Annotated in this window: 21 protein-coding genes and 2 pseudogenes; 14 read left to right on the forward strand and 9 right to left on the reverse strand. The window is 71.3% G+C overall.

Going from position 1 to position 24,384, the window contains the following annotated elements; translation table 11 throughout:
- Positions 1 to 2: 2 nt before the first annotated feature.
- A complete protein-coding gene (gene ppgK, locus ACIQTP_RS15395) occupies positions 3 to 749 on the forward strand; it encodes a polyphosphate--glucose phosphotransferase (protein ID WP_403400068.1) in 747 nt (248 codons plus the stop codon).
- Positions 750 to 852: 103 nt separating this feature from the next.
- Here ppgK and ACIQTP_RS15400 read toward each other — a convergent pair whose 3' ends face one another.
- Entirely contained in the window at positions 853 to 1,284 is a 432-nt protein-coding gene (locus tag ACIQTP_RS15400; protein ID WP_403400070.1) for a DUF6542 domain-containing protein, read from the reverse strand.
- A gap of 329 nt (positions 1,285 to 1,613) precedes the next feature.
- Between ACIQTP_RS15400 and ychF the strand changes: the two genes are divergently transcribed.
- On the forward strand, positions 1,614 to 2,702 hold the full coding sequence (gene ychF / locus ACIQTP_RS15405; RefSeq protein ID WP_402035352.1) for a redox-regulated ATPase YchF: 1,089 nt from the start codon (positions 1,614 to 1,616) through the stop codon (positions 2,700 to 2,702).
- A gap of 119 nt (positions 2,703 to 2,821) precedes the next feature.
- Here the strand turns inward: ychF and ACIQTP_RS15410 are convergent.
- Positions 2,822 to 2,929 (reverse strand): annotated as a pseudogene (locus ACIQTP_RS15410) (Uma2 family endonuclease); the annotation flags it as partial.
- A 68-nt stretch (positions 2,930 to 2,997) separates the two neighbouring features.
- On the opposite strand from ACIQTP_RS15410, the gene ACIQTP_RS15415 reads away from it, so the two are divergent.
- The gene (locus tag ACIQTP_RS15415) at positions 2,998 to 5,175 is read left to right on the forward strand and encodes a DEAD/DEAH box helicase (protein ID WP_403400072.1); all 2,178 of its coding nucleotides are present in this window, start codon (positions 2,998 to 3,000) and stop codon (positions 5,173 to 5,175) included.
- Between the two features lie 133 nt (positions 5,176 to 5,308).
- Here the strand turns inward: ACIQTP_RS15415 and ACIQTP_RS15420 are convergent, their stop codons facing one another.
- Both ACIQTP_RS15420 and ACIQTP_RS15425 read right to left on the reverse strand, forming a co-directional pair.
- Complete coding sequence (locus ACIQTP_RS15420; RefSeq protein ID WP_403400074.1) at positions 5,309 to 6,415, reverse strand: threonine synthase; 1,107 nt, start codon at positions 6,413 to 6,415, stop codon at positions 5,309 to 5,311.
- A gap of 85 nt (positions 6,416 to 6,500) precedes the next feature.
- A pseudogene (locus ACIQTP_RS15425) lies at positions 6,501 to 6,755 on the reverse strand (proteinase inhibitor I4 serpin); the annotation flags it as partial.
- Positions 6,756 to 6,899: 144 nt separating this feature from the next.
- Between ACIQTP_RS15425 and ACIQTP_RS15430 the strand changes: the two are divergent.
- From ACIQTP_RS15430 to ACIQTP_RS15455, 6 genes are all read left to right on the forward strand, one after another.
- Complete coding sequence (locus tag ACIQTP_RS15430) at positions 6,900 to 8,120, forward strand: DUF4190 domain-containing protein (RefSeq protein WP_403400076.1); 1,221 nt, start codon at positions 6,900 to 6,902, stop codon at positions 8,118 to 8,120.
- Between the two features lie 147 nt (positions 8,121 to 8,267).
- A complete protein-coding gene (locus tag ACIQTP_RS15435) occupies positions 8,268 to 9,020 on the forward strand; it encodes a GntR family transcriptional regulator (RefSeq protein WP_099943171.1) in 753 nt (250 codons plus the stop codon).
- A gap of 339 nt (positions 9,021 to 9,359) precedes the next feature.
- On the forward strand, positions 9,360 to 9,542 hold the full coding sequence (locus tag ACIQTP_RS15440; protein WP_054228261.1) for an SPOR domain-containing protein: 183 nt from the start codon (positions 9,360 to 9,362) through the stop codon (positions 9,540 to 9,542).
- Between the two features lie 90 nt (positions 9,543 to 9,632).
- Positions 9,633 to 10,034 (forward strand): (deoxy)nucleoside triphosphate pyrophosphohydrolase, encoded by a 402-nt coding sequence (locus ACIQTP_RS15445; RefSeq protein ID WP_403400079.1) that lies wholly within the window; start codon positions 9,633 to 9,635, stop codon positions 10,032 to 10,034.
- A 263-nt stretch (positions 10,035 to 10,297) separates the two neighbouring features.
- Positions 10,298 to 10,729 carry an ATP-binding protein gene (locus ACIQTP_RS15450; RefSeq protein ID WP_168495203.1) on the forward strand — a complete coding sequence of 144 codons (432 nt, stop codon included), beginning with the start codon at positions 10,298 to 10,300 and terminating at the stop codon, positions 10,727 to 10,729.
- 336 nt (positions 10,730 to 11,065) lie between these two features.
- Entirely contained in the window at positions 11,066 to 13,969 is a 2,904-nt protein-coding gene (locus ACIQTP_RS15455) for a SpoIIE family protein phosphatase (RefSeq protein ID WP_403400082.1), read from the forward strand.
- Between the two features lie 146 nt (positions 13,970 to 14,115).
- Here the strand turns inward: ACIQTP_RS15455 and ACIQTP_RS15460 are convergent, their stop codons facing one another.
- Positions 14,116 to 15,660: a hypothetical protein gene (locus ACIQTP_RS15460; RefSeq protein WP_403400084.1), complete on the reverse strand. Its 1,545-nt coding sequence runs from the start codon at positions 15,658 to 15,660 to the stop codon at positions 14,116 to 14,118.
- Between the two features lie 106 nt (positions 15,661 to 15,766).
- On the opposite strand from ACIQTP_RS15460, the gene ACIQTP_RS15465 reads away from it, so the two are divergent.
- From ACIQTP_RS15465 to ACIQTP_RS15480, 4 genes are read left to right on the forward strand one after another with little or no spacing between them, the layout of a single operon-like run.
- Entirely contained in the window at positions 15,767 to 16,960 is a 1,194-nt protein-coding gene (locus tag ACIQTP_RS15465) for a hypothetical protein (RefSeq protein WP_403400086.1), read from the forward strand.
- The gene (locus ACIQTP_RS15470) at positions 16,957 to 17,964 is read left to right on the forward strand and encodes a phosphotransferase family protein (RefSeq protein ID WP_403400088.1); all 1,008 of its coding nucleotides are present in this window, start codon (positions 16,957 to 16,959) and stop codon (positions 17,962 to 17,964) included. Before ACIQTP_RS15465 ends, ACIQTP_RS15470 begins: the two co-directional genes overlap by 4 nt.
- A 48-nt stretch (positions 17,965 to 18,012) precedes the next feature.
- A complete protein-coding gene (locus tag ACIQTP_RS15475; protein ID WP_403400090.1) occupies positions 18,013 to 18,321 on the forward strand; it encodes a hypothetical protein in 309 nt (102 codons plus the stop codon).
- Positions 18,318 to 18,665, forward strand: coding sequence for a hypothetical protein (locus ACIQTP_RS15480; RefSeq protein ID WP_403400092.1), 348 nt, complete (start codon positions 18,318 to 18,320; stop codon positions 18,663 to 18,665). The genes ACIQTP_RS15475 and ACIQTP_RS15480 overlap by 4 nt, the downstream gene beginning before the upstream one ends.
- Here the strand turns inward: ACIQTP_RS15480 and ACIQTP_RS15485 are convergent.
- Positions 18,640 to 19,431, reverse strand: coding sequence for a succinate dehydrogenase/fumarate reductase iron-sulfur subunit (locus ACIQTP_RS15485; protein WP_355487252.1), 792 nt, complete (start codon positions 19,429 to 19,431; stop codon positions 18,640 to 18,642). The genes ACIQTP_RS15480 and ACIQTP_RS15485 overlap by 26 nt on opposite strands.
- A 77-nt stretch (positions 19,432 to 19,508) precedes the next feature.
- On the opposite strand from ACIQTP_RS15485, the gene ACIQTP_RS15490 reads away from it, so the two are divergent.
- Positions 19,509 to 20,771, forward strand: a complete 1,263-nt coding sequence (locus ACIQTP_RS15490; protein ID WP_403400094.1) for an RNA-guided endonuclease InsQ/TnpB family protein — start codon at positions 19,509 to 19,511, stop codon at positions 20,769 to 20,771.
- Here ACIQTP_RS15490 and ACIQTP_RS15495 read toward each other — a convergent pair.
- The 3 genes from ACIQTP_RS15495 to ACIQTP_RS15505 are packed head-to-tail and all read right to left on the reverse strand — an operon-like array spanning position 20,737 to position 23,829.
- A complete protein-coding gene (locus tag ACIQTP_RS15495) occupies positions 20,737 to 22,680 on the reverse strand; it encodes a fumarate reductase/succinate dehydrogenase flavoprotein subunit (RefSeq protein ID WP_403400096.1) in 1,944 nt (647 codons plus the stop codon). The two genes, ACIQTP_RS15490 and ACIQTP_RS15495, sit on opposite strands and share 35 nt — an antisense overlap.
- A gap of 17 nt (positions 22,681 to 22,697) precedes the next feature.
- A complete protein-coding gene (locus ACIQTP_RS15500) occupies positions 22,698 to 23,519 on the reverse strand; it encodes a hypothetical protein (RefSeq protein WP_403400098.1) in 822 nt (273 codons plus the stop codon).
- A 19-nt stretch (positions 23,520 to 23,538) separates the two neighbouring features.
- Positions 23,539 to 23,829 carry a hypothetical protein gene (locus ACIQTP_RS15505; protein ID WP_067368400.1) on the reverse strand — a complete coding sequence of 97 codons (291 nt, stop codon included), beginning with the start codon at positions 23,827 to 23,829 and terminating at the stop codon, positions 23,539 to 23,541.
- Positions 23,830 to 24,384 lie beyond the last annotated feature (555 nt).

Consider the following 24,384-nt stretch of genomic DNA (forward strand, 5'->3'; position numbering starts at 1 on the left):
CCATGCAGATCTTCGGCGTGGACATCGGCGGATCCGGGATCAAGGGTGCCCCTGTGGACCTGGACCGCGGCGAACTGACGGAGGAGCGCCACAAAGTGCTCACTCCCCATCCGGCGACCCCGGACGCGGTGGCCGACGGCGTGAAGGAGGTCGTCGGTCACTTCGGCTGGACGGGACCCGTCGGCATCACCTTCCCCGGGGTGGTCACCGGCGGCGCCACCATTCGTACGGCTGCCAATGTCGACAAGGCGTGGATCGACACCGACGCGCGCGCCCTGCTGGGCGACCGGCTGGGCGGCCTCCCGGTGACGGTGCTGAACGACGCGGACGCGGCGGGCGTCGCCGAGATGCAGTTCGGTGCCGGGCGCGACCGTCAGGGCACGGTCCTCCTGCTCACCTTCGGCACGGGCATCGGCAGCGCGCTCTTCGCCGACGGCGAGCTGGTCCCGAACACGGAGTTGGGACATCTCGAGCTGAACGGCCACGACGCGGAGAAGCGTGCCTCCACCAAGGCCAAGGAGGACCACGAGCTGACGTGGGAGCACTGGGCGCGCCGGGTCACGAAGTACCTCGCCCATGTGGAAATGCTGTTCTCTCCCGAGCTCTTCATCATCGGCGGTGGCGTCAGCCGCAAGGCCGACAAGTTCCTGCCGCTGATCGAGGGCATCGAGGCGGAGATCGTCCCGGCGCAGCTGCAGAACAACGCGGGGATCGTGGGGGCGGCGATGCGGGCGGCGAAGTCCGCGTAGGCCCTCCGGGCCGCGCAGGGCGGGGCCGGGAGCCCGGCGCCGGAGTGGTCGCGCCCGTCGTGTCCGGTCGTGTCCGTCGTGTCCGTCGGGTCCGTCGGGTCCCTCAGACCGGACGGCGGCGCGGCCGGATCTCCGGGCGGGGCCCCTGGGCCGCCCTGCGCCGGGCGGCCCTGCGGTACATCAGGCGGACCTTCCGTACGGTGGTGATGACCCCCGCGATCAGCGTCCCCCCGTACAGCCATCCCGCCTGGGTCGCCAGCGCGGTGACCAGCCCCATCAGTTCGCCCCCGATCCCGCCGCCCCCGTCGGCGACGGGCAGCAGCCCGAACGTGAAGGCGATGGGCACGACGACGGGCGCGATGACGAGGTCTCCCCGTCGCACCCACAGCGCGGTCAGCGCGCAGACGGGCAGGAACAGCACCCCGTAGACCACCAGCGACGCCCCGAAGAGCAGCTGGTCGAGACAGGCGAGCGCGAACATCGTCGCCCCGCAGAACAGTCCGCCGCCGAGCCCGGTGAGCCGGGGGTTCGGCATCCGCCGTCGCGTCGGAGCAGGCGCGGGCGCGGGCCGCCGCGCGGGGGGTGTACCCCTGCGTACGCCGTCGGCCGCGGCGCGCCCGGTCTGGGCAGGAAGAGGTGCGCCGCGTCGCGGTCTGTACTGAGGGGGACGCGTCCTGTGTTGCTCCACTGGACCAACTTAGGTCGGTTTATGTGCGGAATAGCCCCTCAGACACGCCGATGGGCCGACCTTGGCCATGCGTTCGATCGGTCGCCGGTAAGGGACCTCGCACCCCGTAGACTGGTGGATCGGCCCGCGCACCTTCGCGGACCTGTCGCCCACCCTCACGTACGGGAAGTCGCAACGTGTCGCTCACGATCGGAATCGTCGGTCTGCCCAATGTCGGCAAGTCGACCCTGTTCAACGCCCTGACCAAGAACGACGTGCTCGCGGCCAACTACCCGTTCGCCACGATCGAGCCCAATGTGGGCGTGGTCGGCGTCCCCGACGCCCGGCTGACCAAGTTGGCCGAGATCTTCGCCTCGCAGCGCGTGCTCCCGGCGACGGTCGACTTCGTCGACATCGCGGGCATCGTGAAGGGTGCCTCGGAGGGCGAGGGCCTGGGCAACAAGTTCCTCGCGAACATCCGTGAGTCGGACGCGATCTGCCAGGTCATCCGTGCCTTCAAGGACGAGAACGTCGTGCACGTCGACGGCAAGGTCTCGCCCAAGGACGACATCGAGACGATCAACACCGAGCTGATCCTCGCGGACCTCCAGACCATCGAGAAGGTCCTGCCGCGCCTCCAGAAGGAGTCGCGTATCAAGAAGGACATCGCTCCCAAGGTCGCGGCGGTCGAGGCGGCGAAGGAGATCCTGGAGAAGGGCGACACGCTCTTCTCGCAGGGCATCGTCCAGGGCTCCGGCAACGAGGAGCTCCTGCACGACCTCCACCTCCTGACCACCAAGCCGTTCCTCTACGTCTTCAACGTGGACGAGGACGAGCTGGTCGACGAGGACTTCAAGGCCGAGCAGCGCACCCTGGTCGCCCCCGCCGAGGCGATCTTCCTCAACGCCAAGCTGGAGGCGGACCTCGCCGAGCTCGACGAGGAGGACGCCATGGAGCTCCTGGAGTCGGTGGGCGCCGAGGAGCCGGGCCTTGCCACCCTCGCCCGCGTCGGCTTCGACACCCTCGGCCTGCAGACCTATCTGACGGCCGGCCCCAAGGAATCCCGCGCCTGGACCATCAAGAAGGGCGACACCGCCCCCGAGGCCGCCGGAGTCATCCACACCGACTTCCAGAAGGGCTTCATCAAGGCGGAGGTCATCTCCTTCGAGGACCTCGTCGCCACGGGCTCGGTCGCCGAGGCCCGCGCCAAGGGCAAGGCCCGCATGGAGGGCAAGGACTACGTCATGCAGGACGGCGACGTGGTGGAGTTCCGCTTCAACGTCTGAGCCGATGAACCGACACCACGTCGCTGACGTGGCAAACACGCAGGTCAGAAGGGGCCGACTCCTCCGGGGAGTCGGCCCCTCCGCGGACGGGGGTGCGGGTGCCGTGGCTGACTTCTAGGCGTGCCGGCGGTGACAAGGCGGCCGTGCCAGGACCCCTGGGGCCACATCAGGAAGACGAGGGCTCCGTCGATCAGCTCGGTGTGGCGGGGTGCCTGGGGGAGGCGCAGGGGCTTGCCTCCGTCGGCGCACCCGGAGCCGAACCGGGCTGTCGGTGGCGGGCAGTAGTGTCGGGCCGGTGGGGAAACGTGAGCGGAGTCTGCTCGCCGAGGGCGTCGGACTGCACGAGGCCGCGCGGGGTGTGCTCGCCGATCACGCCCACGCGCTCGAAGCGGTGCGCGCGGCGCTGGCACCGATCCACGCCGAACTCGTCGGCAAGGAGCTGGAGTCCATCCCCGTCTCCCGGCTGAAGGACGTCACCGAGGGGCGGCTGCGGCTCGGGGCACTGGAGACGGCCGGGTTCGCGTCGGTGCGGGCGGTGTACGAGGCGGGGCGGTACGAGCTGCGCCGGCTGCCGGGGGTGGGCGCGCAGACCGCCGACCGTGCCCTCGCGGCGGCGCGGCAGCTCGCGCGGGCGGTGGAGGAGACCGTCTCCGTACGGATGGACGTCGACCGGCCCGAGCCCCGCACGACCGCCCTGGTGATCGCGCTGCGCACCCTCGTCGAGGCCGGTCCGCAGCTGCGCCGGGCCGTGGACGCGGCGACGCGGCTCGACGAGCGGCTCGGGGCGCTGCTGCCCGCCGCCCGGCCCGCCGGCGGACGGCTGGGGATGGTGCTCGCGGGGCGGGAGCGCCGACGGAGCGTGCTCGACGCGGTTGCCGAACTGCGCGAGCTGACCGGCGACGCGGGCGCCCGTGACGTACGCCTGCTGCTCGCGCAGGCCTCGACCGACCTGCTGCGGACTCCCGCCTCCGAGATCGAGGCGTGGGTCGACTTCGAGTTGCGTTCCGCGGAGTATTACAGCCAGCTCGCCGAGGTCTGCGAGCACCGTTCGGACGTGGCTGCCGCCGAGGGCTTCCTGCCGTCGGAGGTCGCCGAGCGGGTGCATATCCAGGCGCTGGACGACACCCGGCGCCGGGTCTCGTTGCGCGGCTACCAGGACTTCGGCGCCCGGTTCGCGCTCGCCCAGCGCCGGGTCGTCCTCGGCGACGAGATGGGCCTCGGCAAGACCGTGCAGGCCATCGCCGTACTCGCGCATCTCGCGGCGGACGGGCACAGCCACTTCCTGGTCGTCTGTCCGGCGAGCGTACTGATCAACTGGACGCGGGAGATCGGCGCGCGCAGCACGCTGCGGGCCCTGCCGGTGCACGGCGCGGAGCGCCTGGACGCCTACGAGGAGTGGCGGGAGCGCGGGGGCGTCGCGATCACCACGTACGACATGCTGCACCGCCTGCCCGCCCCGGACAGTGAGGGCGCGAAGCCGGGGATGGTGGTCGTCGACGAGGCGCACTACGTGAAGAATCCGGACACCCGCCGCTCGAGGGCGGTCGCTGCCTGGACGGGGCACTGCGAGCGCGTCCTGTTCCTCACCGGGACGCCCATGGAGAACCGGGTGGAAGAGTTCCGCACTCTCGTCCGTTACCTCCAGCCGGCCCTGCTCCCCGCGATACGGCACACCACCGCGGCCGCCGGCCCGCACGCCTTCCGCAAGTCGGTCGCCCCCGCCTATCTGCGCCGCAACCAGCAGGACGTCCTCACCGAACTGCCCGCGCTGGTGGAGGTCGACGAGTGGGAGGAGTTCAGCGCCGCGGACCAGGAGGCGTACCTCAGGGCGGTCGAGGACGGGAACTTCATGGCGATGCGCCGGGCCGCGTACGCCGACGCGGAGAAGTCCGCGAAGCTCGGGCGACTGCGCGAACTGGTGGCCGAGGCGGCGGAGAACGGCCTGAAGGTGGTGGTGTTCTCCTACTTCCGCGATGTGCTGGCAGTGGTCCGAGAAGCTTTGGGAAAGGACGTGTTCGGGCCGGTCTCCGGTGCCGTGCCGGCCGCGCGCCGGCAGCGTCTCGTCGACGACTTCACGGCCGCTCCCGGTCACGCGGTCCTCCTCTGCCAGATCGAGGCCGCCGGTATCGGCCTCAACCTTCAGGCCGCGTCCGTGGTCGTCCTGTGCGAACCGCAGGTCAAGCCCACGATGGAGCACCAGGCCGTGGCGCGCGCCCACCGTATGGGCCAGGTCCGTCCCGTCCAGGTGCACCGCCTCCTCGCCACCGACAGCGTCGACCAGCGCCTGCTGCACATCCTCAAGAACAAGACCCGCCTCTTCGACGCCTACGCCCGCCGCAGCGACACCGCCGAACAGAGCCCGGACGCGGTCGACATCTCCGACAGCGCCCTCGCCCGCCGCATCGTGGAGGAGGAGCAAATACGACTGGCGGGCGCGGCGGGGCCGGGGCAGGGTGGTGCGCGGGAGCCGTGAGGGTCACGGCTTTCGACGAGTGAGCGCCGCCCGGGGCGTTGTGTGGTGGCCGACGGCCGGTGGGCGGCGGTCGCGCCCACGAGGCGGAGCCGCACATGTCACAGCTCCCCGCGCCCTGAAAGGCCGGCCCCGTCTACCCCCCGGCCGGTCCCGTCTTCACGCCCGCCCCGCACAACGGCACCACCGCCGTACGTCCCCCGAGCACCCCTTCCCGTACCGCCGCCCAGCACGCCACTCCCGTCGACTCGACGTACAGGCCCCGCGACGCCAAGTCCCGCTGGGCGTAGCGGATCTGCTCCTCCGTCACCGTGAGGAACGTGCCGCCAAAGGCGCGTACGGCGCGCAGGATCTGGCGGGCCCGGGGCGGGCGCGGGATGGCGATGCCCTCGGCGAAGGTGGGGGCCGAAGGGGTGACGCCGACCAGGTCGTCCGCGCCCTCGGCCCAGGCGTGCGCGAGTGGCGCCACCGAGGCGGCCTGGACGGCGTACAGCGCGGGCCGCCGGTCGATGAGCCCCGCCCCGTGCAGCTCGGCGACGGCGAGGGCGGCGCCGAGGAGCAGCGTGCCGTTGCCGACGGGGACGACGATGACGTCGGGCAGGCTCCCGCCCAGGTCTTCCCAGAGCTCGTGCACGTACGTCTTCGTACCGTGCAGGAAGTACGGGTTGAAGACGTGCGAGGCGTAGAACGTGCCCCGGAGGTCCGCGGCCTCGCGCGCCGCCCGCGCCGTCGCCTCCCGGTCCCCGTCCACGACGTGCACCCGCGCCCCGTGCGCCTCGATCTGCTCCAGCTTCTTCGGCGACGTTCCCTCGGGGACGTACACCGTGCAGGGCAGCGCGGCCCGCGCGCAGTACGCGGCGATCGCCGTCCCCGCGTTTCCGCTGCTGTCCGCGATCACCTGACGTGGCCCCAGCCGCAGTGCCAGCTCGGCCAGCAGGACGGCGCCGCGGTCCTTGAAGGACAGGGTCGGCATCAGGAAGTCCAGCTTGGCCGAGATGCCCCCGCGCAGCTCCACCAGCGGGGTGCGGCCCTCACCCAGGCTGACCGTGGGTGCGGCCAGCGGCAGGCACTCCGTGTACCGCCACAGTGAGTTCACGCGCCCGGTCAGGGACTTGAGGGGCGCGGGGGTCGGTGCGAAGTCCAGGTCGAGCGGGCCGCGGCAGACCGGGCAGCACCAGTCGAGCGAGCCGCCGGGGACGCGCGTACCGTCCGCCGGGCAGAAGCAATCCGGCAAAGGTGTCATGTGCGCAGGCTAAGCGCGCGCCTCGACCTCCTCGGGGAACGGCTCCGATGGCCAGGGGGAAGGCGCTGATCCCGGGAAAGTGCCGCCCGAGTGCGGAGTCGAGCCCACGCATCCCGGCCATTGCGGTCAGCAACTCCCTTGCCGCGGAGGCGGCGTGCTCCGCCGGCAGCCCGGTCGCGTCGGCCGGTTCCGCCCGCGCCGCCCCCGTCACCCCGTCCGCCAGGAACCCGAGCAGCGGCCACACCCCCGCCGCCGAGAACACCGTCCCGGTGGGTGCCTCGCGCGCCCATCGCGGCGTCAGCCCGTTGACCGCGTCGATCGTCGCGTTCGTGATCCGCATTCCGTCCCCGCCCCCGGCCATGCCGCCCTGCCGTGCCGCGCTTACGATGCGCCCAGCTGTGCGGCGAACACATGCCCGTCGTACGTCGGTGCCGTACTGGGTTTCCGTACGGCCGAGCCCGCCCGGACTAGGAGCAGAGCACTCGTGGCCATACCCCCGCCGCCGGGGCCCGAGCGGCCCGAGGGCCCGTACCCGCCACCCGTCCAGGGGCCGCATCAGGGGCCACACCAAGGGCCGTACCAAGGGCCGTACCAGGTCCAAGGGCCGTACCAGGTCTGGGGCCAGGGCTACTCCCCGTACAACCGTCCCGCGCCCGTCAACGGGCTCGCGATCGTCGCGCTGGTGCTCGGCATCCTCTGCTTCCTGCCCGCCGTCGGGCTGGTCCTCGGGATCGTCGCGCTCGCGCAGATCAAGAAGCGGGGCGAGCGGGGCAAGGGGCTCGCGGTGGGCGGCATGGTGATGTCCTCGCTCGGTGTCGTGCTGCTCGTCCTGGCCGTCGCCACCGGCGGCGCGAGCGAATTCTGGGACGGCTTCAAGGGCGGGATGAACGACTCGGCGGGCACAGGCACGGTCTTCTCGCTCAGGAAGGGGGACTGCTTCGACGAGCCGGGCGACTCGCCGAAGAGCGTGACCGTCCGCGTCGACAAGGTGCCGTGCGCCGGGAGGCACCATGCCGAGGTGATCGCGAACTTCGCCATGAGCGGCGCGGGTTACCCCGGCCACAGCAGTCTGCTCGACGTCGCCGACGCCAAGTGCCGCGCGTTCGAGCGCGCGTACGCGATGGACGCCTGGGCCGTCCCGGACGATGTCCGGCTGTACCACTTCATCCCGACCCGCGACAGCTGGAACCTCGGCCGTCACTCGATCATCTGCATGCTCGAGAGCGGGGACGGCAAGGGCGATCTGACGGGTTCGCTGCGCAAGGACGGCTTCACCCTGAACGGGGACCAGTTCGCGTACCTGCAGGCCGTGGACACGCTCGACGAAGCCCTGCGCGCGGCGCCCGCCGCGAACTACGTCGACGACGACCTGCGGGGTTACAAGGAGTGGGCGACCAGGGTGTCCGTCGCGCTCGACGACGAGGCGCATCTGCTGCGCGGACACGGCTGGTTCCCCGCCGCCGAGAAGCCCGTCGCCACCCTCGTCGACGACGTCGAGGCCTCGCGGAAGGAGTGGGCGAAGGCGGCCGCCGCCAAGGACGCGGACACCTTCTCCGCCCACTACAAGAAGGGCCTGAAACTCATCGACCCCGGGAGGACGGTCACCGCACGCAAGGTTCTGGGCCTCACCACCACCCCGCCGTCGCGCGACGGGGGCGGGGGCAACCGGGGCGACGGGGGAAGCGGTGGCGGCCTGGAGGTGTGACGCGGGCTACAGCGGGGAGAAAGTGCCTGGGTACAGCCCTCGTCGGGAATAAGTAATCACATCGAGTGATTCTCTGGCCTTCGCTTGCATGGCACAACCCACGGTTGCCAGGCTGTAGCTGTCTGTACAACCTGATGGGAGCGGCCAGTGACTTTCGGTGAGCAGCCGGCGTATCTGCGTGTCGCGGGTGATCTCCGCAAGAAGATCGTCGACGGTTCGCTTCCACCGCACACGCGCCTTCCCTCCCAGGCCAGGATCCGCGAGGAGTACGGCGTCTCGGACACGGTCGCCCTCGAAGCGCGCAAGGTGCTGATGGCCGAAGGCCTGGTGGAGGGCCGCTCCGGCTCGGGGACGTATGTGCGGGAGCGGCCGGTGCCGCGCCGGGTGGCCCGCTCCGGGTACCGCCCGGACAGTGGCGCGACCCCCTTCCGTCAGGAGCAGGCCGACCTGGCCGTGCGCGGCACCTGGGAGTCGCACAGCGAGCAGGCCGAGGCGAGCGGCGCGATCGCCGAGCGCCTCTCGATCCGGCCGGGCGACCGCGTGATGTGCACGAACTACGTCTTCCGGGACGCCGGCGAGGCGATGATGCTCTCCACCTCCTGGGAACCCCTCTCCGTCACGGGCCGCACCCCGGTGATGCTCCCCGAAGAGGGCCCGCTCGGGGGCATGGGCGTCGTCGAGCGGATGGCGGCCATCGACGTGATCGTGGACAACGTCACGGAGGAAGTGGGCGCCCGTCCTGGTCTCGCCGAGGAACTCCTCGCGCTGGGCGGTGTCCCCGGGCACGTGGTCGTCGTCATCCAGCGGACGTACTTCGCCTCGGGCCGTCCGGTGGAGACGGCCGACGTCGTCGTACCGGCGGACCGGTATCGCATCGCGTACCACCTGCCGGTGAAGTAGGCGCAGGAGTTCACGGGCGGTCGCCGTCCGCGAGGCGGGGCCTCCTCGTTTCCGGGCGAGCCGACCGCCAAGTGCCCAGCTCGCGACGTCGGTTGCGATCTGGCCTTTCTCAAATGCCCTGCCCTGCACGGAGTTCGCGCTGCCTGACGGGCGCACGGAGGGCGGTTCACGGCGCGTTCGTACCCATGCGCCCCCTCCGTCTTGGCTGGTTGCGTACCTCTTTGTGTAAAGCCGTATTCGCTGCGTGAAGGTTAGGCGTAGGCTCGGGCATATGCGGATTGCGGTTTCCTTAGGGTGTGGGGCACGGCGGGGGCCGGGGGCGGGAAGTGGAGGGGCTCGATGAACGACGGCACGATCACTCTTCCCTGGCTCGTCATACGGCAGGACGACAACGGCAATCGCTACCGCGTCGGGAGGTACGCGACCCGGGCCGAGGCCCAGAAGATCGCGGACAGCCTCGACGACCGCGGCCACAAGCAGCTCTACTGGGTCGAGCGGATCGCGCAGAACGGATCCAAGTGACGGTATGACGGCGTGATGGCCCTGGCCCCGGCCCCGGTCCGACGTCCTGTCCTGTCCGTGTCCGGTGTGCCCTGCCGTAGGCTCCGGCGCATGGACGAAACGATCGTGGTGGTGGGCGGCGCCCTGCTGCACGACGGACGCCTCCTCGCCGCGCGCCGCAGCGCACCCCCCGACCTGGCCGGACGCTGGGAGTTGCCCGGCGGCAAGGTGGAACCGGGTGAGGCCCCCGAAGCCGCCCTCGTACGCGAACTGCGCGAGGAGCTCGGCGTCACGGCGGAGTCCGTCGAGCGCGTCCCGGGTGAGTGGCCCCTGCGGACGCCGTACGTCCTGCGTGTGTGGACCGCGCGGCTGCTTCCTGGCTCGGCCGACCCCACGCCCCTCGAGGATCATGACGACCTGCGCTGGCTGAGCCCGGAGGAGCTCTGGGACGTGGACTGGCTGGACCAGGACGTCCCCGCCGTGAAGGCGGTACTGCGGCGCTGGGACGGCTGAGACGCCGACGGGCCGCGGGGCCGGGTGCCGCGCACCGTCTCCTCTCTTTGGGGACGCCGGTGATGTGCGAGATGCGGCGCGGACGCCGGCGCACGGCGCTGTGTGAACGGCTTTCGGGAGCGGGAGCGGGAGCGGGAGCGGGAGAGCGCGAGCCGTGTCCGCGGTTCGGAGTCCCGTACGCCGTTCGTGCCACAGTGCGCCCTCATGTGCGGTAAAGCGTCCCGGATATCGGGTATGTGCCAATTAAGCCCACGAAACCGGACATGGGTGGGTTCCTGGCCTGGGAAGTGATCGGCGTGATCGACACCGAAGGCGACTGTGCCGAGTGGAGTTTTCCCGCGGAGCCCGGTGCCGTCCGTACCGCCCGTGCCGTCGTCCGGGGCCAGCTGCGCACCTGGGGGCTGGATTCCCTCGGCGATGTGACCGCGCTGCTGGTCAGTGAGCTGGTGACCAACTCGCTGCGGCACGCCACCGGGCCCATCGGTGTCCGTCTGGTCAGACCCGGGGGACTGCCGGGTGCCCTCCTTGTGGAGGTCTCCGACCCGTTGCCCGACCCGCCCCGTGAGCGGTCCGCCGACGCGGACGACGAGAGCGGTCGAGGGCTGCAACTGGTGGCGGGGTCGTCGCGGCGTTGGGGTACCCGGCCCGGAGACACTGGAAAGACGGTGTGGTTCGAGCTGGGAGTGCCCGGCTGAGGGTGCCGGCGGTGCCCGGTTGAGGGTGCCGGCGGTGCCCGGATGAGGGTGCGGACGGTGCCTGGCTGAGGGTGTGTCGGCTGTCGTGCTGAGGGTGTGTCGGGCGGAGGGCGGGGCAAGCGATTGGTTCAGGCCACCAGAGTTGTCCGGAGTCTTTGATTCGACGGGGCGCCACCTGGTTAGAAGACTGGGAGTATGTCGCGGCCGGTCCAAAAACCATCGGGACCGTGCTGTGATCGTGAACACCGTGTTGTGCGGCGCCGTAGTGCTGGATACTGCGGGCAGCCGCCCCCGGTGACCGGTGCCGGACGCGGTGAGCTGGAGGGGACGGTTCGCGTGAGCGAGATACCAGCGAAGGCCACGGAGTCCGAGGACCCGTCGGATGGCGCGAGGGCGGGGGCCGCGGGGGATTCCGCCGTGGCCGGAGCGACGGGCGGGGCGATGGGCGACGCCGTGCCCCGACCGCGAGGCGACGCGAGAACCGAGCCGACGAACACGCCATGGGGCGGCGCACCCTCCGGACCGAGCGGCGACGCGAGGCCCCGGACGACGGGCGCCTCGACGGGCTCCCCGGCGGGCGATCCGACGGATGCGGCCACGGAAACAGGCGCGGATGCGGCCACGGATGCGGGCACGGACACCGGCGCGGACATGCACCGGGCCACGGCCATGCCGCCTGGTGGACCGCAGGGCGGAACGCCCGTCGAACCGCCCGTGGAACCGTCCGGCGAGCCCATGGGCGACGCGATGTGGCAGAGCAGCCCGCCCGGTTCGATCTACGACTACATCAAGGTCGCCTCGTTCTCCATCGGCGCCGACGGCCTCGTCGACCAGTGGAGCCTGCGCGCCGAGCAGCTCTTCGGGATATCCCCCGAGCGCGCCCTCGGCATGGACCCCATCGAGGCGTTCTTCGAACCCGATCAGCGCGAGCGCGGACAGCGCAAGATGGCGGAGATCCTGGACGGCCGCGAGTGGACCGGTGTGGTCCCCTTCCGCATGCCGGTCGCCGAGGACGGCGGGCCGGGCGACGAGGGCCTCGCCGAGGTCTATGTGATGCCCACCACGACGGAGGACGGCGAGCGGGCCGCCGTGTGCATCGTCGTGGACGTCCGGACCCTCCGCAGCATCGAGACGGACCTCGCCGCCTCGCAGTCGATTTTCGGTCAATCTCCGTTCGGCTTCCTGCTCATTGACACGGATCTGCGGGTTCGGCGCGCCAACAAGCGGTTCGCCTCGGTGTTCGGCGGAAACGTGGAGAGCCACCGTGGCCGTACGGTCCACGACTATCTGCCGCGTTCCGAGGCCGAGCGGGTCGCCGCGACGCTGCGCCGCGTCCTCGAAACCGGCGACTCCATCACGGACATGCACGTCACCGGTTTCGTACCCGGCTCCGACGAGCGCCGGCACTGGTCGATCAACCTCTACCGCGTGCACAGCGGCAGCGGCCGCCCCATCGGTATCGCCTGGCTCGGAACCGACATCACCAGCCGCCGCGCCGCCGCCCGGGAAGCGGCCTCCGCGCGGCGCAATCTCGCCCTTCTGAACGAGGCGGGCGCCCGCATCGGCAACTCCCTCGACCTGGAGACCACCGCGCGCGAACTTCTCGACGTCGTCGTGCCCGGCTTCTGCGACCTCGCCACCGTCGACCTCTACCAGGGCCTGCTGGCGGGCGACGAGACCCCGCGGGCGCTCGCCGACGGCAGCGCGGAGCTGCGCCGGGTCGCCTTCGCCAGCGCCGTGTCCGACGCGCCGTTCATCGGCGGACCGGCCCCCGTGGCCGTGGGCGCCGTCCACCACTACCCGTTCAACTCGCCCTGCGCGGACGCCCTGCGCACCGCCCGCCCCCAGCACGTCCCCGCCGAGGACGGCGGGCTCATCCAGTCCACGCTGGCGGTCCCGATGGTCGCCCACGACACGGTGGTCGGCCTCGCCCAGTTCTCCCGTACGAAGGGCAGCGAGCCGTTCGGCGACCGCGACCGGGCGCTCGCGGTGGAACTCGCGGCGCGCGCCGCGGTCTGCATCGACAACGCCCGCCTCTACCGCCGCGAGCACGAACGCGCGCTGATCCTGCAGCGCTCGCTCCTCCCGCCGGGCGACCCGGAGGCCTCCGGCCTGGACATCGCGTGTCGGTACCTGCCCGGCAACGCGGCCACCGAGGTCGGTGGCGACTGGTTCGACGTCATCGAACTACCCGGTCACCGCACGGCGTTGGTCGTCGGCGACGTCATGGGGCGCGGTCTGCGCGCGGCGGTCGCCATGGGCGAACTGCGCACCGCGGTCCGCACCCTGGCCCTCCTCGACCTCGAACCCGCCGAAGTCCTCTCGGCGTTGGACGAGATCGCCCGCGGCCTCGGCACCCCCGGCGGGGTCCAGCAGGCCACCCGCGCGGCCCGCCAGCCCCGCGACGCCGACCTCTCCGAGGTGTACCTGGCGACCTGCGTGTACGCGGTGTACGACTCCGTGACCCGGCGCTGCACCTTCGCCAACGCGGGCCATCTGCCGCCGGTGCTGGTCGAACCCGGCGAGAGCGCGCTGATGCTCGACGTGCCGCCGGGCATGCCCCTCGGGGTGGGCGGCGAGCCCTTCGAGGAGGTGGAGGTCGAACTACCCGAAGGTGCACTGTTGGCGCTCTACACGGATGGACTGGTCGAATCGCGCGATCACCCCCTCGACGAGGGCCTGCAGGCATTCGTCGGCGCGCTCACCGACCCCTCCCGCCCCCTGGAGGACGTGTGCGACCACGTCCTCAACACTCTCGACACCCACCACGGCGAGGACGACATCGCGCTGCTGATGGCGCGCGTCCAGGGGCTGCCCGCCGAGTCCGTGGGCGACTGGACGCTGCCGCGCGAGCCGCGCAGTGTGGGGCGGGCCCGTGAGTACGCGCGCACCCAGCTCACGGCCTGGGACCTGGAGCCGCTCGTCGACACCGCCGAGCTCCTGGTCAGCGAACTCGTCACCAACGCGCTGCGCTACGGCGAGGGTGAGATCAGGCTGCGCCTGCTGCTGGACCGGACCCTCGTGTGCGAGGTCTGGGACGCGGGCCTCGTCCAGCCGCGCCGGCGCCGCGCCCGTGACACGGACGAGGGGGGCCGGGGGCTGCAACTCGTCGGTCTGCTCTCCGCCGCGTGGGGCTCGCGGCGGACGCCGCGCGGCAAGACGGTCTGGTTCGAACTCCCGCTCCCGGACGGCGGCACGCCCCTCACGGACCCGGCGGAGGCGTTGCTGAGCCTGTTCTGACGGCACGGTTTCCCCGCGCCCCTTGGTCGGGGCTTCGCCCCGATTCCCCGCCCGGCCGGTGGTTCCTCGGCTGCGAGCCGGTGGGGGCCGGCCGCGCAGTGCCCCGCGCCCCCGAAGAGCCCCGCGCTCCTGAAAGCCCCGGGCCCTCAGAAGTCCCGGCGCCCGCGTGTTCTCGGTCCGCCGAAGCTCGCCGCGGGGGCGCCCGGGGTGTCGTCCAGCAGGATCCCGCCGAGCACCGCTCCGCCCACGCCCGCACCCTCGGGCCCGGCATACGGATTCCCGTACGCCCGCACGTCCCGTTCCGCGAGCTGCTGGGCCTCCAGGGCGAGCCCATCGGCGCGCCGGACGTCGACGAGGGTGCGGGGCGCGCGCGCGAGGTGCCGCTCCGCCTCCGACAGCCGGGTGCGGGCCTCGGCTCCGACCGCTCCCCGGTGTGTCGTGACGAAGTCGGAGGCGAGGGTGACGGCACTGCGGGCCGGAAGGAACGCGTGGTCGAGGAAGGCCCGGTCGAGGAAGGTCCGGTCGACGGGTACGCGGTCCTCGGCCAGGAGCGGTGCCCCGGCGTCGGCGACGCGACGGAGGGCGCCGATGGGGTCGTACGGACGGACGCCGCCCGCGATCTCCCGCCGCACGTCGGCGACGGCCGACGCGGCGTGCGTGATCCGACCGGGCAGCGCACCGACGGGCGGGAGGCCGCGCGCCGCCGCGAGCTCGGCCTGCGCGTCACGCAGTGCGCCGGGCAACAGGGTCGCCGCGGAGGCGAGTTCGGCAGCCAGCCGGTCGATACCGTCCAGGAAGAGGCCGGCCTGGTCGACGGCGGCCTCGGCGGCCCGCAGATACGCCGTCGCCCGCGCGCCCTCCCCCCGGTCCAGTGACTGCCGGGCCTGGTTCAGTCGGGTGGTGGCGAACACGAGCCGGTCCTTGGCCTGTTCGACGTGGCCCGCGACGGACAGGGACGCGGAGGGCGCGTACCGTTCGCGCAGTCCGGTGAGCGTCGCCGCCGCGGCCGGGGTGCGCGCGGAGAGCTCCCGGAAACGGGCCTCCGCCGACTCCAGCGCGGCAGGCAGGGTCCGTTCCAGGGCGCGCAGCAGGTCGAAGCCGGGCGCCTCCGCGTCCAGCCGCCGCCCCGCCTCCGTACAGCGGGCGACGATCTCCTCCAGCAGCTCCCGCCTCACGAGGCTGTCGTCCGTCCGGGAGTCGTCCAGCCGCTGCCACAGCTGGAAGGACGTCGTCAGCTCGGAGCGCGCGAACGCCAGCGCCTTTGTGTATGTCTCGACGGCATCCTCCCCGAACTGGGCCGCTGCCCTGCCGAGTTCCTCCGTGCCGGTGCGCACGCAGTCGTCGATCTCGACGAGCGACCGCTGCGCCCGCCGGTCGAGTTCGGCGAACGGCACGGGATAGGGGGTGCCGCCACCGGGTGTCGTACGGGTCCGGGCCCGCCGCGTCCGCCGTACGTACGAGTACGCCGCCAGCGCCCCCGCGGCGACCACCGCGACGAGGGGCAGCACGAGATCGCCGGGGCTTGTCCCACCCCGCCCGGGCGCGGCCCGCACCTCGTCGGCACCCGCCCGCGCGACGGGCAGCAGCAGCCACCCCACCGCCAGCAGCCCCCCGAGCACGGCATGAGCCACCCGCACGGCTATGTGGGACGTGGCTCGGCGCGACCGGCTTCGGCTCAGGGGCGACGTCACATTTGGGAGCGTATGACCGCTTGCGCCGGGGCGCGACCGGGCGTGCGCCGAGACGGGGCCGCTTAAGGTACGGGAGATACGGGGGCGTACGGAGGGGGCGCGGGGGATGGACGAGCAGCGCACGGGGACCGAGGCGGAGCCGGTGGCGCAGACGCCGGCGACACCGACCGGGGCGGGGACGGACACCGGGGCGGGGACGGACGGGGGAGCGGGCGGCCCGCAGGACGACGGGGGCCGTACCTCCCCGAGCCGTGTCCCCGCCTGGCTTCGAACGGTGGGCCGGGGCTGGCGGCACCCCCGCCTCCGCTGGCCCAAACGGGTCGTGCTCGCGCTCGTTCTGGTGTCGGTGCTCTCCCTGCTCGCCGCGGGCACCGCCCTGCGGGTCAACTACGCCGGAGACCCGGCCTCCGGTACCCGGACCAGGAATCGTGACGCCCTCTGGATGGGCCACGCCTGGGTGGACGGCCGGAAGGAGGACGCGGACGTCAAGGCGCTCGCGAAGCGGCTGCGGACGACCGGGATCCGGGACCTGTACGTGCACGCGGGACCGCTGGAGCACGACGGGACCCTGCCCGAGTCGGCGTACCCGAAAGCGCGTTGGCTGGTCGAGGCGGTGCACCGCGAACTGCCCGGCGTCCGTGTCCAGGCCTGGCTCGGCGACGTGCTCGCCACCGAGGGGGAGGTCGGGATGCGCCTGGAGCGGTCGGCCACCCGGGCCGCCGTCGTCCGCTCCGCCGGGCAGATCCTCGACGCCGGTTTCGAGGGCGCCCACTTCGACCTGGAGCCCCTGCACTCCGGCGACTCCCACTACCTTTCCCTGCTCGACGATCTGCGCCGCGTCACCCGGGCCCACGACGCCCAGCTCTCCGTCGCCGCCCATCAGATCGACCCGCTCCCGAACCTCCACTCCGTCTTCGGCGCCTTCACCGCGCACCCCAAGTGGTGGTCCCAGTCGTTCTTCGGACAGGTCGCCCGCCGGGTCGACCAGATCGCCGTGATGTCGTACGACACGGCGCTTCCGCTGGAGAGCCTGTACGGCGGTTACGTCGCCGAGCAGACCTCCCTCGCCCTCGAAGTCACCCCGAAATCGACCGACCTGCTGATGGGGCTGCCCTTCTACTACGAGGACAACATGGACCACCACGGCTCCGCCGAGACGGTCGCGGCGGCCGTCCGCGGCACCCGCCTCGGCCTCTCCCGCACCGACCGCACCCGACAACACTTCGGCGTCGCCCTGTACGTGGACTTCGCCGCCCGGGAGAAGGACTGGACGGCGTACGAGCAAGGCTGGGTCCGATGACCGTCACGCGCAGACCGCTCACGAGGGACGAGCTCGCGCCGCTGGCCCGTGCCGCCCTCGGCCCGGCCCGGACGCTCACCGCGGTCGCCCGGCTGCGCGGCGGCAGCAAGAAGGGTGTCTACCGGCTCTTCCTCGACGACGGCTCCACCGCGGTCGCCTACGTCTGGGACCCGGCCGAGGACTACTGGGACGCGGCCCCGGCCGACCCCCGCGACTCCTTCTCGCACGCCTCCGGGCTCGGCCTCTTCACCGCCGCGCACGACAGGCTCACCGCCCTCGGCATCCGCACCCCCCGCCTGCTGTTCGCCGACCGCACGCACACGCGCGTGCCCTCGGACGTGGCCGTGGTGGAGGACGTACGCGGCGGCAGTCTGGAGGACCTGCTGCGCCGCGACCCCCAGGCCGCCGCGGGCCCCCTGCGGGAACTGGCCGAGGCTCTGCGCACCCTGCACGCCCACCCCGCACCACGCCACGGCAAGGTCGCCGTCGTCGACAACGGCGGCAGCGCGCACGGCGGTTCGTGCGAGCAGGTCGTCCTCGAACGGGCCCTGGCCGACCTGGCGGAGGCCGCCGCGCGCGACCCTCGGATCGCCGCCGTACGCGAGGCCCTGCACGACCGTCTGCACGCCCTCGCCGAGGCGGTCCGTCCGCGCGGCCGCGTCGGCCTGGTCCACGGCGAACTCGGCCCGGACCACGTCCTCGTGGACGAGCACGGCCACCCCGCCCTCATCGACATCGAGGGCCTGCTCTACTTCGACGCCGAGTGGGAGCACGTCTTCCTGCGCCAGCGCTTCGGCGGCGACTACGACGCCTACACAGCACTGCGCGCCGACGGCCTCGACGAGGACCGGCTGCGCCTCTACCGCCTGGCCATGCACCTCTCGCTGGTAGCGGGCCCGCTCCGGCTCCTCGACGGCGACTTCCCGGATCCGGTGCCGATGCGGGCGATCGCGGAACACAGCATCGGGCGGACCCTCACGCTGCTGGAGCACCCCGTGCCATGATCGGAGGGCGCGCGCCGGTTCGGTGCGCTCTGGGGGAGGGGGAAGTCCGTGCACTATCTGATGGGCTTCGCCGCGCTGGTCATGACCGGCACGGCGACGATGGGGATCGCCGGGATCGTCACGGGCTGGGTGCCGCCCTGGCTGCGCCCCCGTGTCCTCCGGCCGAAGCTGTGGGGGTACGGCTCGGTGGTGGGAGCCGTCGGGATGTCCCTGTACATGTTCATCGGCCCGTTCCGGGGGCCCGACCTCGGCATGGCGCCCTTCGCGATGACCGGTATGGCCCTGTTCATCGGGGGGCTCGTGCTGCAGATGGCCTCGCGGCGGCCCGGTCGCCCCGGCATCCCGGAACGCCGATGACAGCGCACTGGCTCTTCGCGGCCGGCCTCGGCGAGGGCGTGGTCCTCGGACTCGCGGCGGCCGTCGGGATCGTCGCCGTGCGCGGCGGCCGGGTGCCGGCGGGGTGGGAGCGCCGCCCCGTGCTGCGGCGCCGGCTGTGGGGCCGGGGCGCGCTGCTGATGACGGCGGCCGTCGCGCTCCAGTCGCTGAACCTCGCGCTGACCGGTCCCGGTCTCCTCCAGTTCGCCGGCGCCCTCGTGAGCGCCGCCGGAATGATCACCGGGGGTGTCCTGGTCCACCGCTCGACCCGCGACCGCCGCCGCGGCGGCCCCACCGCCCCTACGACGACGAATCCCGCCTCCTGATCTTCGAACCCAGCCACACCAGCGGGTCGTACTTGCGGTCGACCGCCCGTTCCTTCAAGGGGATCAGGGCATTGTCCGTGATCTTGATGCCCTCGGGGCAGACCTCCGTGCAGCACTTGGTGATGTTGCAGTAGCCGAGGCCGTGCTCGTCCTGGGCGGTGCGCTTGCGGTCCAGGCCGGTGTCGGCGGCCGCGTCCAGCGGGTGCATGTCCAGTTCGGCGACGCGCATCAGGAAGCGCGGGCCCGCGAACGCCGGTTTGTTCTCCTCGTGGTCGCGTACGACATGGCAGGTGTCCTGGCACAGGAAGCACTCGATGCACTTGCGGAACTCCTGCGAGCGGTCGACGTCCTCCTGCTGCATGCGGTACTCGCCGGGGCCGAGACCGGCCGGGGGGACGAAGGCGGGGACCTGCCGCGCCTTGGCGTAGTTGAAGCCGACGTCCGTGACGAGATCCCGTACGACCGGGAATGCGCGCAGCGGTGTGACGGTGATCGTCTCCTCCCGCGTGAACACCGACATGCGCGTCATGCACATCAGCCGGGGGCGCCCGTTGATCTCCGCCGAGCACGAACCGCACTTGCCCGCCTTGCAGTTCCAGCGGACGGCCAGGTCCGGGGCCTGGGTCGCCTGGAGCCGGTGGATGATGTCCAGCACCACCTCACCGTCGTTGACCTCGACCGCGAAGTCCTCCAGGCCGCCGCCCTTGATGTCCCCCCGCCAAACCCGGAAGTGCGCCTCGTATGAGGTGGAGGCGGTTGTGCTCATCGGCTTCCATCCCGCGGCAGCTCAGTGGAATTCATGAAAAGCATCTCCCTTACATCGATGGCGGTTAGCGTGTAAACATGGCGCAGGAGGTGAAGCGGGCTTTCATATATCGCTTCTATCCCACGGACGAGCAGGCGACGGAGCTGTCGCGCACGTTCGGGTGCGTCCGCTACGTGTACAACTGGGCGCTGCAGCTGCGCTCCGAGGCGTACACCCTGCGCGGGGAGAAGATTGGCTATCCGGCAACGGACAAGGCGCTCACCGCCCTCAAATCCAGTGAGGAGGCCGCGTTTCTGCGGGAGGTGTCCTCTGTGCCGCTTCAGCAGGCGCTGCGGCACCTTCAGGGTGCGTTTCAGGCCTTCTTCGACAAGCGCGCCCGATACCCGCGGTTCAAGTCGAAGAAGAAGGCCAGACCTTCGGCGACATACACCCGTTCCGCTTTTCGCTGGCGCGGTGGAGAGCTGTTCCTGGCGAAGATGTCCGGCCCGCTGGACATCGCCTTGTCGCGTCCGCTGCCCAAAGGCGCGGAGCCGACCACGGTGACCGTGTCCCGAGATGGGGCGGGACGCTGGTTTGTGTCCCTGCTCATGGAGGACATGGTCAAGCCACTTCGCAGAACGCGTACTGCCGTGGGTGTCGATGCGGGCGTATCCAGCCTGGTGACCTTGTCGACCGGAGAGAAGATCGCCAACCCGAAGCAGGAGCAACGGGAGCGCGCCCGGCTCGCGAAGGCGCAGCGGGAACTGGCCCGTAAACAGAAGGGGTCGAGCAACAGCGCCAAGGCGTGCGTCAAGGTAGCGAGGGTCCACGGCCGGATCGCCGACCGGCGCCGGGATTTTCTGCACAAGCTGACCACTCGACTCGTCCAGGAGAACCAACTGGTCGTGATCGAGGACCTGACCGTCCGGAACATGCTCAGGAACGGCAGCCTGGCGCGTGCCATCAGCGACGCGGCGTGGACACGGCTGCGTTCCATGCTGGAGTACAAGTGTGCCTGGTACGGGCGTGAACTTGTCGTCATCGACCGCTGGCACCCCTCCTCGAAGGCGTGCTCTGCGTGTGGTCGGATCTGCGAGAGCCTTCCCTTGCACGTCCGTGAATGGACGTGCAAGGGCTGCGGTACCCGGCATGATCGGGACCACAACGCCGCGAAGAACATCTTGGCCGCCGGGCTGGCGGTTGCAGCCTGTGGAGCCGGTGTAAGACCTCAGCGGAAGTTCATTCCAGATGAGGCAGTCGGCGGTGAAGCAGGAAATGCTGCGGCGCGAGCCGCGGCACTTCCCGCCTTTCGAGGCGGGAAGAAGGTCAATCGTAGAGCTCCTCTTCGGCGAGGTACTTGACCAGCTCCTCCTTCTCGAAGAGGGCGAGCAGGTCGGGACGAATGGGTTCGGTGCTTTCGCGGCTGAGGTCGATCTGACCGTGCACCGGGTCGGTGGCCGCCAACCCGCCCGTGGGATCGGTGAGTTGGCACAGGAGGTTGACTCGACGCCAGGTCCGCTCCATCGCCGGATGGTCCTCGCGGGTATGGCCGCCGCGCGACTCCGTGCGCTCCAGGGCGGCGCGGGCCACGCACTCGCTGACCAGGAGCATGTTGCGCAGGTCGAGGGCGAGGTGCCAGCCGGGATTGAACTGCCGGTGGCCCTCGACTCCGGCCCGTCGTGCCCGTACCCGCAGCTCCGCGAGTTTCTCCAGGGCCTGTTCCATCTCGGCCTCGCGGCGGATGATGCCGACCAGGTCGTTCATGGCCTGCTGGAGTTCCTGATGGAGGGTGTACGGGTTCTCGGGCGGTCGCCCGCTCTGCGCACCGGGCTCCGGACCCTCGGCCGAGAAGGGCCGCAGGGCCTCGGCCGCCGCCGCGTCGATCTGGATGTCGTCCACGGGCGGGCGGTCCCCGGCCAGGTCGGCGGCGTACTCGGCGGCGTGCAGTCCCGCCCGCCGCCCGAAGACCAGCAGGTCGGAGAGGGAGTTGCCGCCGAGCCGGTTGGAACCGTGCATGCCGCCCGCGACCTCACCGGCGGCGAACAGCCCCGGTACGCCGCGCGCCGCCGCCGAGTCCGAGTCGACCGCGATGCCGCCCATCACGTAGTGACAGGTGGGCCCGACCTCCATCGCCTCCGCCGTGATGTCGACGTCCGCGAGTTCCTTGAACTGGTGGTACATGGAGGGAAGCCGACGCCGGATCACCTCGGCGGGCATCCGGGTCGACACATCGAGGAAGACCCCGCCGTGCGGCGACCCGCGACCCGCCTTCACCTCGGAGTTGATGGCGCGGGCGACCTCGTCGCGCGGCAGCAGCTCCGGGGGACGCCGGTTGTGGTCCGGGTCCTCGTACCAGCGGTCGCCCTCCTCCTCGGACTGCGCGTACTTCTCCTTGAAGACGTCCGGGATGTACTCGAACATGAACCGCTTGCCGTCGGAGTTCCTGAGCACCCCGCCGTCCCCGCGCACCGACTCGGTGACCAGGATCCCCTTCACCGACGGCGGCCAGACCATGCCCGTCGGATGGAACTGCACGAACTCCATGTTGAGCAGCGGCGCTCCGGCGAGCAGCGCCACGGCGTGACCGTCGCCCGTGTACTCCCACGAGTTCGACGTCACCTTGAACGACTTGCCGATACCGCCGGTGGCGATGACGACGGAGGGGGCTTCGAGAACGAAGAAGCGGCCGGACTCGCGCTCGTAGCAGAACGCCCCGGAGACGCGGTTGCCGTCCTTCAGCACGCGCGTGACGGTGCACTCCTGGTACACCTTCAGCCGGCTCTCGTAGCTCCCGGTCTCCTTCATGTCCTCCTGCTGGAGCGACACGATCTTCTGCTGGAGGGTCCGGATGAGCTCGAGCCCGGTCCGGTCGCCGACGTGTGCGAGCCGCGGATACTCGTGGCCGCCGAAGTTGCGCTGCGAGATCCGCCCGTCCTTCGTACGGTCGAAGAGGGCGCCCCAGGTCTCCAGCTCCCACACCCGCTCCGGGGCTTCCTTGGCATGCAGCTCGGCCATCCGCCACTGGTTCAGGAACTTCCCGCCCCGCATGGTGTCGCGGAAGTGGACCTGCCAGTTGTCGCCGGAGTTGACGTTGCCCATCGCCGCCGCGATGCCGCCCTCGGCCATCACCGTGTGCGCCTTGCCGAACAGCGACTTGCAGATCACGGCCGTACGGGCGCCACGTTCGCGCGCCTCGATGGCGGCGCGCAGTCCGGCGCCACCGGCGCCGACCACGACAACGTCCCACTCCTGCCTGTCAACCACGGACATCAGAGGGCCCCACTCAGCTAGAAGAAGCGCGGATCGTCGAAGGCGCCGGACGCGACGAGATACACGTAGAAGTCGGCGAGCGCCACGCTGATCAGCGACGCCCAGGCGAGCAGCATGTGGCGGGCGTTCAGCTTCCCGACCCACTGCCACATCCGGTAGCGCACGGGATGTTTGGAGAAGTGCTTGAGCTTGCCTCCGACGATGTGCCGGCAGGAGTGGCAGGACAGGGTGTACGCCCAGATCAGCGTGATGTTGAGCAGGAAGACCAGGGTGCCCAGGCCCATGTGGCCCCAGCGGTAGTGCTCGTCGCGGAAGGAGAGCACGGTGTCGTAGGTCAGGATCCCGGCGACGACGATCGCGGCGTAGAAGAAGTACCGGTGGACGTTCTGCAGGATGAGCGGGAAGCGGGTCTCGCCGGTGTACTTCTTGTGCGGCTCGGCGACCGCGCAGGCCGGCGGCGACGCCCAGAAGCCGCGGTAGTAGGCCTTGCGGTAGTAGTAGCAGGTCAGCCGGAAGCCGAGCGGGAAGATCAGGATGATGATGGCGGGGGAGATGCCCCACCAGCTCCCGAAGAGGTCCGCGTTGGGGCCCGCGTGCATCGTCCGGCACCGCTCGGCCAGACAGGGCGAGTAGAACGGCGAGACGTACGGCGCCGAGTAGTAGTTCGTGTCAGCGAAGGCGCGCCAGGTCGAGTACACGACGAAGGCCAGCAGCCCGGCCGCGGTGGCGGCGGGCGCCAGCCACCAGCGGTCGGTGCGCAGATGCCGGGCGGTGATCGCGGCGCGCGTACCGGTGTGTACGCCGCCGGGGGTCGGATGGGGTTCAGTGCCAGTGCTCAACTTTTCGCCTCCGGGGCGCTCACGGGGCGTGGCGGTCGTGGGCGCCGAGTCCCTCGTCGTCCGAGTCCGTCCACAAGGAGCTGTCGTACGGGGTGTCGGGGATCGAGACGAGATCGGGGCGCCGGGGCGGGGCGAGGCCGGGGGCGGACTCGCGCAGCAGGGCGACGCTCTCGCGCAGGTGGTCCGCGTCGGCGCGGACGCGGCGCATCTCCAGGCCGCCTCCGCCGATCTGCTGCTCCAGGCGTCCCACCGACCTCACGAGGTCGTCGATGCATCGCTGAACTGACGTCAAGTCGTCGTGTACGGACATGACTTGCCCTCGCTTCCAGGACCCTGCGGTCCAAGGCGGCAACGTTCATGCGCCTGCGAGTGTTGCGCGTCACACCGAGCCGTGGGAAGGGATCTGCACGGATTGACGGCTCACGCCCACCGGAATGCGCCCCCCGGGGCCGGTTTACCTCCACACGTGAGTGAATCCGAGCCCTGCGACGGGGCTGCGCCGCGGAACCCCGTTCGGCTGCGGGTGGGTGGGGGCCGGTCGCGCAGTTCCCCACGCCCCTGAGGCGGGGGCTTCGCCCCGCATTTCCGGACCGGGCTGTGTGTTCTGGCTGTGGGTGGGTGGGGGATGGGCGCGCAGTTCCCCGCGTCCCTTGAGGGCGCTGGCGCGCATCTTCAGCCTGTCCGGCGTTTGAGGACGAGGCCGTTCAGGCCGATGCGGGGGTCTGGGGGCGGAGCCCTCAGGGATGGGGACGGGTAGGGGCGGCGGGGGCGAGGAAACGTTGGGCCGGACGGGTGGGGTTCCGGACGCCCCACGTCGTGTCGCCGCACCCCCACGCTCCCCCTCCCCTTCAGTGGGCGCATACAT

It is taken from the genome of Streptomyces sp. NPDC090798 (genome assembly GCF_044768965.1).
Classification (GTDB): Bacteria; Actinomycetota; Actinomycetes; order Streptomycetales; family Streptomycetaceae; genus Streptomyces.